10 protein-coding genes are annotated in these 12,069 nt (G+C 66.6%); 7 read left to right on the top strand and 3 right to left on the bottom strand.

Features of this window, described 5'->3' with window-relative positions; genetic code table 11:
* Positions 1–143: 143 nt before the first annotated feature.
* Positions 144–413 (bottom strand): 30S ribosomal protein S20, encoded by a 270-nt coding sequence (rpsT, locus tag JLDANKMP_RS02940; protein ID WP_005408560.1) that lies wholly within the window; start codon positions 411–413, stop codon positions 144–146.
* Between the two features lie 117 nt (positions 414–530).
* Here rpsT and murJ point away from each other — a divergent pair, with 117 nt between their 5' ends.
* From murJ to JLDANKMP_RS02905, 7 genes are all read left to right on the top strand, one after another.
* A complete protein-coding gene (murJ, locus tag JLDANKMP_RS02935; RefSeq protein ID WP_032965638.1) occupies positions 531–2,135 on the top strand; it encodes a murein biosynthesis integral membrane protein MurJ in 1,605 nt (534 codons plus the stop codon).
* Positions 2,136–2,210: 75 nt separating this feature from the next.
* Complete coding sequence (locus JLDANKMP_RS02930) at positions 2,211–3,158, top strand: bifunctional riboflavin kinase/FAD synthetase (protein WP_212560490.1); 948 nt, start codon at positions 2,211–2,213, stop codon at positions 3,156–3,158.
* Entirely contained in the window at positions 3,155–5,986 is a 2,832-nt protein-coding gene (gene ileS, locus JLDANKMP_RS02925; protein ID WP_212560489.1) for an isoleucine--tRNA ligase, read from the top strand. Before JLDANKMP_RS02930 ends, ileS begins: the two co-directional genes overlap by 4 nt.
* The gene (gene lspA / locus JLDANKMP_RS02920; RefSeq protein WP_005408564.1) at positions 5,986–6,510 is read left to right on the top strand and encodes a signal peptidase II; all 525 of its coding nucleotides are present in this window, start codon (positions 5,986–5,988) and stop codon (positions 6,508–6,510) included. The genes ileS and lspA overlap by 1 nt, the downstream gene beginning before the upstream one ends.
* A 27-nt stretch (positions 6,511–6,537) precedes the next feature.
* Positions 6,538–7,488, top strand: a complete 951-nt coding sequence (gene ispH / locus JLDANKMP_RS02915; RefSeq protein ID WP_005408565.1) for a 4-hydroxy-3-methylbut-2-enyl diphosphate reductase — start codon at positions 6,538–6,540, stop codon at positions 7,486–7,488.
* 265 nt (positions 7,489–7,753) lie between these two features.
* The gene (locus JLDANKMP_RS02910) at positions 7,754–9,637 is read left to right on the top strand and encodes a M61 family metallopeptidase (RefSeq protein ID WP_212560488.1); all 1,884 of its coding nucleotides are present in this window, start codon (positions 7,754–7,756) and stop codon (positions 9,635–9,637) included.
* Positions 9,634–10,299, top strand: a complete 666-nt coding sequence (locus JLDANKMP_RS02905; protein WP_212560487.1) for a lysoplasmalogenase — start codon at positions 9,634–9,636, stop codon at positions 10,297–10,299. The genes JLDANKMP_RS02910 and JLDANKMP_RS02905 overlap by 4 nt, the downstream gene beginning before the upstream one ends.
* A gap of 82 nt (positions 10,300–10,381) precedes the next feature.
* On the opposite strand, the gene JLDANKMP_RS02900 is transcribed toward JLDANKMP_RS02905, so the two are convergent.
* Positions 10,382–11,101 (bottom strand): hypothetical protein, encoded by a 720-nt coding sequence (locus tag JLDANKMP_RS02900; RefSeq protein WP_212560486.1) that lies wholly within the window; start codon positions 11,099–11,101, stop codon positions 10,382–10,384.
* Positions 11,098–12,054, bottom strand: coding sequence for a hypothetical protein (locus JLDANKMP_RS02895; protein ID WP_212560485.1), 957 nt, complete (start codon positions 12,052–12,054; stop codon positions 11,098–11,100). Before JLDANKMP_RS02895 ends, JLDANKMP_RS02900 begins: the two co-directional genes overlap by 4 nt.
* Positions 12,055–12,069 lie beyond the last annotated feature (15 nt).

Raw genomic sequence — 12,069 nt, 5'->3', positions numbered from 1 at the left:
CCGGTAGTGCCGGCCGCTGGCCGGCATTCCTCGGGGTTGCCGGCCAGCGGCCGGCACTACCGGACCGCAGGCAACAAAAAACCCGGCCGGGGCCGGGTTCTTGTCTGCTGCCCGGCCCCTAAGGGCAGGGCGGCAACGCCGGATCAGGCGGCCTTGAGGGCCTTGATGCGGTCGTTCAGGCGGCTCTTGTGGCGAGCAGCCTTGTTCTTGTGGATCAGGCCACGCGCGCTGAAGCGATCCAGGATCGGCTGGGCAACGGCGAAGGCGGCTTCGGCGCCGGCGGCATCGTTGGCGTCCAGCGCCTTGATCACTTTCTTGACAGCGGTGCGCAGCATCGAGCGCTGAGCCACGTTGCGCGCGTTGCGCACGACGGTCTGCTTGGCGCGCTTCTTGGCGGACTTGATATTGGCCACGGTGGTGGTTTCCTGAAAAAATCGGTGTTATGGGAACAGCAAGCTAGCTAGTATGATGGCGTAAGAAATGCACGTCAAGTCGATTGTCAAGAGGGACGCTGAGTGAGTTCACCCAAGTTGTTGCGGGGCCTGCTGTCGTTCAGCAGCATGACCATGGTCTCGCGCGTTCTCGGACTTGTCCGGGACTTCGTGGTGACCACCACGTTCGGCACCAACGCCATCACTGATGCTTTCTGGGTCGCCTTCAGGGTACCCAATTTCCTGCGGCGTTTGTTCGCCGAAGGCTCTTTCGCCACTGCTTTCGTGCCCGTGTTCACGGAAGTGAAGGAGACCCGCAGCCACGCCGAGCTGCGTGAACTGATGGCCCGCACCGCCGGCACCCTGGGCGGGGTGCTGATGCTGGTCACTGCGCTGGCGCTGATCTTTGCGCCGCAGCTGGCCTCGGTCTTCTCCAGTGGCGTTGATACCGATCCGGTCAAGCAGGGCCTGCTGGTCGACCTGTTCCGCCTGACCTTCCCGTTCCTGTTGTTCGTGTCGCTGACCGCCCTGGCCGGCGGCGCGCTGAACAGCTTCCAGCGCTTCGCCATGCCGGCGCTGACCCCGGTCATCCTCAACCTGTGCATGATCGCCGGTGCACTGTGGCTGGCCCCGCGGCTGGGCGGCACCCCGGAGAAACAGATCCTGGCGCTGGGCTGGGCGGTACTGGCTGCCGGCATCCTGCAGCTGCTGTTCCAGCTGCCCTCGCTGAAGGGCATCAACCTGCTGACCCTGCCGCGCTGGGGCTGGAGCCATCCGGGCGTGCGCAAGGTGATGACGCTGATGGTGCCGACCCTGTTCGGCTCCTCGGTGGCGCAGATCAACCTGCTGCTGGACACCGTCATCGCGGCCAAGCTGACCGATGGCTCGCAGTCCTGGCTGTCGCTGGCCGACCGCTTCCTGGAGCTGCCGCTGGGCGTGTTCGGCGTGGCGCTGGGCACGGTGATCCTGCCGGCGCTGGCCCGTCACCACGTCAGCACCGACCGCGAGGGCTTCTCGCGCTCGCTGGACTGGGGCCTGCGCATGACCCTGCTGATCTCGGTGCCGGCCATGCTGGGCCTGCTGCTGCTGGCCGAACCGCTGATCGCGACCATCTTCCAGCACGGCCAGTTCAGTGCCTTCGATACCCGCATGACCGCGCTGTCGGTGTACGGCCTGAGCTTCGGCCTGCCGGCGTTCGCCCTGCTGAAAGTGGTGTTGCCGGCGTTCTACGCACGCCAGGACACCAAGACCCCGGTGCGCGCGGGTGTGGCCGCGCTGGTGGCCAACATGGTGTTCAACTTCGCCCTGCTGGCGGTGCTGTACCAGGTCATGGTGCCGGACGAGCTGAAGGCGCAGGGCGTGATGGCGGCCATCGGCAAGCAGCCGGGCCTGCATCTGGCGCTGGGCATTGCCAGTGCACTGTCCAGTTACCTGAACCTGGGCCTGCTGTGGTACTGGCTGGGCAAGACCGACGTCTACCAGCGCCGGCCGGGCTGGGGCGGCTATCTGCTGCGACTGCTGCTTGCCTGTGCGGCCATGGTTGGTGTGCTGCTGGCCCTGCTGCACTGGCTGCCAGGCTTCTCGGCGATGAGCGTGTGGGAGCGGATCGGCAGCCTGTCGCTGCTGGTCGGCGGTGGCGGTGCCACCTACGCGGTAGCCATGCTGGCGATGGGCTTCCGCCCGCGCGATCTGCGTGGGCATTGATCGCGGCTTGTGGCGGCTATACTTCAGGGTTACACCATTGAAGCGGCGGCCCCGGTCGGGCCGGAACGAGAGTTGATGAGCAGGCTGTTCAGAAGCGTCGAGGGCGGGGAGCTGTTCCCCAACGGAAGCGTGGTCTGTATCGGTGCATTCGACGGCCTCCACCTGGGCCATCGTGCGCTGGTCCGCCATGCGGTTGCCCGCGCGCGCGCCTTGGGCGTGGCCGCCGTGGCCGTGGCGTTCGAGCCGCTGCCGCGTGAGTTCTTCGCCCAGGGCACACCGCCGCCGCGGCTGACCCTGGCGCGCAGCAAGGTCGAGATCCTGCGCGAGCTCGGTGTCGATGCGGTCGGCCTGCTGCGATTCGACGCGGCGATGGCAGCGATGCCGGCCGAGACCTTCGTGCGCCAGTTGCTGGTCAAGCGCCTGAGTGCGCGTGAGGTCTGGATCGGCCCGGAGTTCTGCTTCGGCAACCGCCGTCGCGGCGATCTGGCCCTGTTGCAGCAGCTCGGTGCCGAGCTCGGCTTCAGCGCCGACCAGATCGAAGCGGTCGACCTGCATGGCGAGCGCATTTCCAGTACCCGCATTCGCCAGCTGCTGCAGGAGGGTGACTTCGCTCGCGCCGGTGACCTGCTCGGGCGTCCGTACGCGATCAGCGGGCGGGTGGTGCGCGGGCGCCAGCTCGGCCGTACGCTGGGCTTCCCCACCGCCAACCTGCGTTTCCCCAAGACCCCGGCGCTGTCGGGCATCTACGCGACCTGGGTGCATGGCGTGTTCGACCAACCGTGGCCGTCGGTGTCCAGCTTCGGCACCCGCCCGACGGTGGAGGGCGTGGAGCCGCTGCTGGAAGCCCACCTGTTCGATTTCCAGGGCGACCTGTACGGGCGCCACATCGATGTGGAGTTCGTCGCCAAGCTGCGCGACGAAGAGAAATTCAATGATCTGGCGGCGCTGACCGACCAGATGCACCGCGACGCCGAACAGGCGCGCGCCATCCTTTCCGAACATAGATTGCGAGCCACTGCGTGAGCCAGGACTACAAGACCACCCTGAACCTGCCAGCCACCGAATTCCCGATGCGCGGCGATCTGCCCAAGCGCGAGCCGGGCATTCTGGCGCGGTGGGAAGCGCAGGGGCTCTACCAGCAGCTGCGCGACAACGCCGCCGGCCGCCCGCTGTTCGTGCTGCACGATGGCCCGCCGTACGCCAACGGCCGCATCCACCTGGGCCACGCGGTCAACAAGATCCTGAAGGACATCATCGTCAAGTCGCGCTATCTGGCCGGCTTCGATGCGCCCTACGTGCCGGGCTGGGATTGCCATGGCCTGCCGATCGAGATCGCGGTGGAAAAGAAGTGGGGCAAGGTGGGCGTGAAGCTCGACGCCGTCGAATTCCGCCAGAAGTGCCGCGAGTTCGCCGAAGAGCAGATCAACATCCAGCGCGTGGACTTCAAGCGCCTGGGCGTGACCGGTGACTGGGACAACCCGTACAAGACCCTGAGCTTCGACTTCGAAGCCAACGAGATCCGTGCGCTGGCCAAGATCGTGGCCAACGGTCACCTGGTGCGCGGCGCCAAGCCGGTGTACTGGTGCTTCGACTGCGGTTCGGCGCTGGCCGAGGCGGAAATCGAGTACCACGAAAAGGAATCGCCGGCGATCGACGTGGCCTACGCCGCGCGTGACGCGCAGGCCATCGGCCAGGCGTTCGGCGTGAGCGTGCCGGCTGACGTCGAGGTGGCGGTGCCGATCTGGACCACCACCCCGTGGACGCTGCCGGCCTCGCTGGCGGTGTCGCTGGGTGCGGAGATCAACTATGTGCTGGCCGAAGGCCCGGCCCACAACGGCAAGCGCCGTTGGCTGGTGCTGGCCGCGGCCCTGGCCGAGCGCGCGCTGCAGCGCTATGGCGTGGACGAGGTGGTGCTGCACGGTGAAATCACCGGTGCGGCGCTGGAAAACCAGCTGCTGGCGCATCCGTTCTACCCGGAACGCGAGATCCTGGTGCTCAACGGCGACCATGTGTCCGACGAGGACGGTACCGGTGCGGTGCACACCGCCCCCGGCCACGGCCAGGAAGACTTCGTGGTCAGCCAGAAGTACGGCCTGCTGGACAAGTACAACGCCGGCCAGATCACCCCGATCGACGGCCGTGGCGTATACCTGGAATCGACCCCGCCGGCCGGTGACGTGGTGCTGGCTGGCCAACATCTATGGCAGGCGCAGGAGGCAATCGTCGGCGTGCTGCGTGACAACGGTGCGCTGCTGGCCTTCCATCCGATCCGCCACAGCTACCCGCACTGCTGGCGTCACAAGAAGCCGGTGGTGTTCCGCGCCACCCCGCAGTGGTTCATCTCGATGGACAAGGCCAACCTGCGCAACGATGCGCTGGCCGCCATCGACACCGTCGGCTGGTTCCCGAGCTGGGGCAAGGCGCGCATCCAGAGCATGGTCGACGGTCGCCCGGACTGGACGATCTCGCGCCAGCGCACCTGGGGCGTGCCGATCGCACTGTTCACCCATCGCCAGACCGGCGAGATCCACCCGCGCTCGGTGGAGCTGATGCAGCAGGTCGCCGACCGTGTCGAAGCCGAGGGCATCGACGTGTGGTACTCGCTGGATGCCGCCGAACTGCTGGGCGCCGAAGCGGCCGACTACGAGAAGGTCACCGACATCCTCGACGTCTGGTTCGACTCGGGCGTGACCCATGAGGGCGTGCTTGCCGCGCGTGGCTTCGGCAAGCCGGCCGACCTGTACCTGGAAGGTTCCGACCAGCATCGCGGCTGGTTCCAGTCCTCGCTGCTGACCGGCGTGGCGATCGACAAGCGCGCGCCGTACAAGCAGTGCCTGACCCACGGCTTCACCGTGGACGAGCAGGGCCGCAAGATGTCCAAGTCGCTGGGCAACGGCATCGAGCCGCAGGACATCATGAACAAGCTGGGCGCGGACATCCTGCGCCTGTGGATCGCCTCGGCCGACTACAGCAACGAGATGTCGCTGTCGCAGGAGATCCTCAAGCGCAACGCCGATGCCTACCGCCGCCTGCGCAACACCGCACGCTTCCTGCTCGGCAACCTGGACGGTTTCGATCCGGCCCAGCACCTGCGTCCGCTCGACCAGATGGTCGCGCTGGACCGCTGGATCGTGCATCGCGCGTGGGAGCTGCAGGAGAAGATCAAGGCGGCCTACGACGGCTACAACATGGCCGAGATAGTGCAGTTGCTGCTGAACTTCTGCAGCGTGGACCTGGGCTCGCTGTACCTGGACGTGACCAAGGACCGCCTGTACACGATGCCGACCGATTCGCACGGTCGCCGTTCGGCACAGAGCGCGATGTACCACATCGCCGAAGCGTTCACCCGCTGGGTTGCGCCGATCCTGACCTTCACCGCCGACGAGCTGTGGGGCTACCTGCCGGGCGAACACGCCGGCCACGTGCTGTTCACCACCTGGTACGACGGCCTGGCGCCGCTGCCGGCCGATGCCCAGCTCAACGCCACCGACTTCGACCAGTTGCTGGCTGTGCGCGAGCAGGTGGCCAAGGTGCTCGAGCCGATGCGTGCCAACGGCGCCATCGGTGCCGCGCTGGAAGCGGAGATCACCATTGCCGCCAAGGAGGAGCAGGCCGCGAAGTGGCAGCCGCTGGCCGATGAACTGCGCTTCCTGTTCATCAGTGGCGACGTGCAGGTGCGCCCGGCGACCACCGACGAGGTGTTCGTCAGCGCCCAGCCGACCACCAAGGCCAAGTGCGTGCGCTGCTGGCACCACCGCGCCGACGTCGGCAGCAACGCCGATCATCCGGAACTGTGCGGCCGTTGCGTGAGCAACGTGACCGGCGCCGGCGAAGTGCGGAGCTGGTTCTGATGGCCGCGCCCCGTCCGCATCCGAACGCCCTGGTCTGGCTGCTGCTGTCGGCCGCCATCATCGGCCTGGACCAGTGGTCCAAGGCCTGGGTGCTGTCGAGCCTGCCGGAGTTCCAGCCGGTGGTGGTCATCGACGGCTTCTGGAACTGGTACCGCACCTACAACACCGGCGCCGCGTTCAGTTTCCTGAGCGACGCCGGTGGCTGGCAGAAGTACTTCTTCACCGCGCTGGCGATCGCCATCAGCGGCCTGATGGCGTGGTGGCTGCGCGGCACCGCGCGCGGCAACTGGAAGGCTGCGGTGCCGTATGCGCTCATCATCGGCGGCGCCATCGGCAACGTGATCGACCGCCAGGTGCACGGCCATGTGGTCGATTTCATCCAGTGGTACGTGGGCAGCTACACCTGGCCCTCGTTCAACATCGCCGACTCGGCCATCGTGGTGGGTGCCATCGGCATCGCCCTGTTTGGCCTGTTCGACGGCAAGTCCGCCAAAAAGGCGGATAATGCCAATCCGAAACCGTAAGCCGGCCGCTGCCGGGAGATTGAACTGATGGATGTGCTGCTCGCCAACCCGCGTGGTTTCTGTGCCGGTGTCGATCGTGCGATCGAGATCGTCAAGCGCGCGATCGAAACGCTGGGCGCGCCCATCTACGTTCGCCATGAAGTGGTGCACAACCGCTTCGTGGTCGACGACCTGAAGCAGCGCGGGGCGATCTTCGTCGAGGAACTCGACGAAGTGCCGGACAACAACACGGTGATCTTCAGCGCCCATGGCGTGTCCCAGGCCGTGCGCCAGGAAGCCGAGCGCCGTGGCCTGAAGGTGTTCGACGCCACCTGCCCGCTGGTGACCAAGGTCCACTTCGAAGTCGCCCGCCACTGCCGTGCCGGCCGTGACGTGGTGCTGATCGGCCACGCCGGTCACCCGGAAGTGGAAGGCACCATGGGCCAGTGGAACCGCGAAGCCGGCACCGGCCAGATCTACCTGGTGGAAGACGTGGAGCAGGTTGCCACGCTGCAGATCAACCAGCCGGAAAACTTCGCCTACACCACCCAGACCACGCTGTCGGTGGATGACACGCGCGGCATCATCGATGCGCTGCGCGAGCGTTTCCCGGCGATGCAGGGCCCGAAGAACGACGACATTTGCTACGCCACGCAGAACCGCCAGGATGCCGTGCGCGATCTGGCCAAGCGCTGCGACCTGGTGCTGGTGGTCGGTTCGCCGAACAGCTCCAACTCCAACCGCTTGAGCGAGCTGGCCCGCCGTGAGGGCGTGGAGTCGTACCTGATCGACGGCGCGCACGAGATCGACCCGGCATGGGTGGCAGGCAAGCAGCACATCGGCGTGACCGCCGGCGCCTCTGCACCGCAGGTGCTGGTCGATGGCGTGCTGGCGCGCCTGGCCGAACTGGGCGCCACCGGCGTGGGCGAGCTGGACGGCGAACCGGAATCGATGGTGTTCGCGCTGCCGAAGGAACTGCGCCTGCGCCTGGTCGACTGACCGGGAAGCGCCTCATCCACGCATGGCGTGGATCTACTGGAACTGCTCTGGCGGGTGCGAACCTGCACACGGTGGGTGCGAACCAGCACAAGGTGGGTGCGAACCAGCACAAGGTAGGTGCGAGCCGGCACAAGGTGGGTGCGAACCTTGGTTCGCACGCTTTTTCGCACGCAAGGATGGGCGGCCCGCCCATGACCTTTGGCCATGGGGCAGGGCACGTTACAGGCCTAGCATCGGAAGATTCTCCGCTGTTGGAACCTGCCCGATGAAGACCCGAGCCTTGGCGATGTCGTTGCTGTTCGCGCTGGCGGCCACGCCTGCACTGGCGCAGACCTCGCCACCGGCGAACGCGGTGGCCCCCGGCCTGCTGCGCATCGATGTCGACGCGCGCGATCTGGCCCGGCGCATCTTCAAGGTGACCGCTACGGTGCCGGCCAAGCCCGGCCCGATGACCCTGCTGTACCCGCAGTGGATTCCCGGCAACCATTCGCCCACCGGCCCGATCGACAAGTTGGCCGGCCTGCGCGTGACCGCCAACGGCAAACCGCTGGCCTGGCAGCGTGACCAGTTCAACGTCTATGCGTTCAAGGTGAACGTGCCCGAGGGCGTGAGCGAGATTGTCGCCCACTTCGACTTCCTGTCCTCGCAGGGCGGCAGCCAGGGCCGGGTGGTGATGACCCCGGAAATGCTCAACCTGCAGTGGAACGCCAATTCGCTGTATCCGGCCGGCGTCGATGCGCGCAACCTGCAGGCGCAGGCCAGCGTGACCCTGCCCAAGGGCTGGTCGTTCGCAACCGCGCTGGAAACCGCGCGGCGCGACGGTGACACCGTGGTGTTCAAGCCGATCTCGTATGACCATCTGGTCGATTCGCCGTTGTTCGCCGGCGAGCACTACCAGCGCATCGATCTCGATCCGGGCGCGAAGGTGCCGGTGCACCTCAATGTGTTTGCCGACGACGCCAAGTCGCTGAAGCCGAGCGAGGCACAGATCACCATGCATCGCGCGCTGGTGCAGCAGGCCGACAAGCTTTACGGTGCGCGCCACTACAACCACTATGAGTTCCTGCTGGCATTGACCGACCGCCTCGGTGGCATCGGCCTGGAGCATCACCGTTCCAGCGAGAACAGCGCCGATCCGGGCTACTTCACCGAGTGGGACAGCAACGCGTGGATGCGCGATCTGCTGCCGCACGAGTACACCCATTCCTGGAATGGCAAGTACCGTCGCGGCGCCGACCTGGCCACCGCCAACTTCAACGTGCCGATGGGCGACAGCCTGCTGTGGGTGTACGAGGGCCAGACCCAGTTCTGGGGCCAGGTGCTGGCGGCGCGTTCGGGGCTGTGGTCGACCGCGCAGGCGCGCGACATGCTGGCCAATGTGGCCGCGACCTACGACCGTGGCCGACCGGGCCTGGCCTGGCGGCCGCTGCAGGACACCACCAACGATCCGACCATCGCCCAGCGCCGCACGCTGCCCTACCGCAACTACCAGATGAGCGAGGACTACTACTCCGGCGGCCAGATGCTGTGGCTGGAAGTGGAGGGCAAGCTGCGCGAACTGAGCGGCAACCGCCGCAGCCTGGACGACTTCGCGCGTGCGTTCTTCGGCGTCGGCAATGGCGACTGGGACGTCAACCCGTACACCTTCGATGATGTGGTCGCGACCTTGAACGGCATCGCGCCGTACGACTGGGCGATGTTCCTGCGCGGGCGCCTGGACGGCCACGGTTCGTTGACCGGCGGCCTGGAGCTGGCGGGCTGGAAGCTGGTTTACCGCGATACCCCGAACGACGCCTACAAGGCGCAGGAAAAACGCGCCAAGGCGGCATTGCTGGCCTATTCGCTGGGCGCGACCGTGCTCGACAGCGGTACGGTCGGCGATGTGATCTGGGACAGCCCGGCGTTCAACGCCGGTCTTGCACCGGGCATGAAGGTGATCGCGGTTGGCGGCCGTGAGTACAGCAGCCAGCGCTTGAAGGACGCGGTGGCTGCGGCAGCGAAGGACAAGGCGCCGATCGTGCTGCTGGTGAAGCAGTTCGACCGCATCGAAACGATGAGCATCGCCTACCACGGTGGCCTGCAGTACCCGGTGCTGGAGCGTATCGCCGGCAAGCCTGACCGCCTCGCAGAATTGTGGAAGGCGCGATGAAGCCGCGCGCCCGCGATGGCGTGATCCTGCTGATGGCGATCCTGGCCATCATCGGTGCCTTCCTGCACGGTGACGGGCGCTGGCTGCATTGGCTGGCCAAGCCGACCACCATGCTGCTGATCGCTGCCATCGTCTGGCGCGTGCATGATCCCGCGCAGCCGTTCTATCGACGCGCGGTGCTGGCCGGCATGCTGCTGTCGTGCGTGGGTGACATCGCGTTGATGCTGCCGATGGATGCGTTCGTGCCGGGCCTGGTCGCGTTCCTGCTGGCCCACCTCTGCTACATCGTGGCCTTCCACGACGGCCTGCGTGCGGGGCGTGGGCTGTTGGCGGCCAGCGTCCTGCTGGCGACGTTTGCCGTGCTCAACGTACTTGGCCTGTGGCCGCACTTGCCCGCACCGATGCGCATTCCGGTGCTGGCGTATGTGGTGGTGCTGGCCTCGATGGCGGTGCTGGCACTGGCACGCCAGTGGCGCCGGCCACAGCCCGCTGCCGTGGAAGCCGACAGCGCGCGCTGGGCTGCCGCCGGTGCGCTGCTGTTCGTCGCCAGCGATTCACTGCTGGCCTGGGACCGCTTCGCCGGCGGTCTGCCGCTGGCCAGCGTGCTGGTGCTGTCCACGTACTACGCTGCGCAGTACGCCATCGCCCGCTCGGTGAAATAGAAAAAGGGGACGGAGGGGATTAAGTCGCAATCCGCACCAAGGCACGTACGACTTAATCCCCTCCGTCCCCTTTTTGTGTGGCCTATCGGCGGTTCACGCCGCGCAGGGTGCCCTGCGCATCGAACTGCAGGCGCACGGATTCGCGGTCACCGGCGACGTCATCCGGCAGCCACACCAGCTTGCCGCCTTTGCGCACGATCACGTAGACGTGGCCGACTTCGGATGCGGGGTTCTGCAGCGCGTTGCGTTGTTCCTGCAGTGCCTGCGCCACGCGCGGCACGGCCTCGAAATCGATGCTGGCCAGGGGTGTGCTGCTGCGCTGCAGGCTGATGGTCGGCGCGAACTGCTGCGGGTTCACCGGATTGCCCTTGCGCCACTGGCCACGTTCGAAGTGGTAGCTGTCGACGTGGCCCGGCTGTTGCGGGTCGACCAGATCGAGGTTGATGCGGCCATCATCATAGAAGTGGATGCTATGGAAGACCGTCAGCCTCTGGCCGGCCAGTGCCGGCAGCTGCCCCAGTGCCTGGCGCGCAGCCTGCAGGTAGTCCGCATCGAACAGGCGATTGTTGCGCTCGGGTGCCGCAGCGGTACTCGCCGCGGGGAAGGCGGCCGGGGACGGCACAAGCGATACAGGTTGTTCGCGCGGCGACTGTGACGAGACGGAGAGTGGCAACCGGTCCGGCTGTACCGAATGCCCCAGCGTTTCGCTGATGGTCTGCAGGGCGCCGCCGGCAACGGCCACGCCCGCCAGAACCAGCAGCAGTACGAGGAACACGGCGCGGGTAGAGGGCGGCTGTTTCATACGCCCTCCAGGCGCACGTTGCCACGGTCATCCGGGTCGTACAGCAGGGTCACGTTTTCGTGCGGGATGTTGGCTAGATCGATCAGCGGGATGAAGCGGCGCACGCTCACCTGCTGTACGCGGCCGTCGCGATCGGTGTACTCCAGCTGGAACTCCACCTGCGGCTGTTCGTTGAGGTAGGTGCCGGTCTGACGCACCTTCAGCACCCTGGCCTCCACGCCGATGCCGCGGTACTTCAACGCCTCGCCGCGCGCATCAGCCTGCAGCAGGCGGCCAAGCAGGCGCAGCCCCAACATGTACCCACACAGCACCAGCGGGCACACCAGCAGCGGGTGGCCGAAGGACAGGAAGGTCCAGCCAAGGCCCTCGCTCTGCAGCCGGTAGGCCGCCACATAGGCAGCGGCTACCAGGACGATGCCGAGCGCTGCGCCGATGCTTCGCCGCCACAGGCTGGCGACATCCAGTTCGGGCTGGGCACCGTCCAGTACCACGTTCGGGAACGCGCCCGGCACCCGGCTCAGGCGTGCATCGACGTGCCTGCCGACGCCGAAGCGCTGCAGTTGCGGCTTGCTGTCGACCACCAGCAGCTGTTCGCGGATCGGCGTGCCGGACAGGTTCTTGAAGGACAGCTGCAGTTTCCATTGCGCGAAGCCACGCACCTGTACGCCGGTCTGTTCAGCGTGTTCGATCAGCGCATCGCGCGGTTCGCCATCGGCGAGGATCGAGCGGACGCGATGCAGGGCGCGCGGTGGGCCGAGCAGCAGGAAATGCAGGAACGCGAACAGCAGAGAGAGCCATGCAGCCAGCGACAGCACAAGCAGCAGCAGGGACAGCCATGGCGCGCTGCGATCAGCCAGCGCCACCGGCCAGGAGGTTCCGAAATAGAGGATGCAGGGGAAGGGCAACGCGAAGAACAGCAGGAACGCGCCCCAGAACCAGAGATAGGCTTTCATGGGGAAGGTGGCAGA

The sequence above is a fragment of the Stenotrophomonas sp. PE591 genome (assembly GCF_018320795.1).
Lineage (GTDB): Bacteria > Pseudomonadota > Gammaproteobacteria > Xanthomonadales > Xanthomonadaceae > Stenotrophomonas > Stenotrophomonas maltophilia.
Note: the sequence above shows the minus strand (reverse complement) of the source record. Positions and strands in the feature narration are given on the sequence as shown.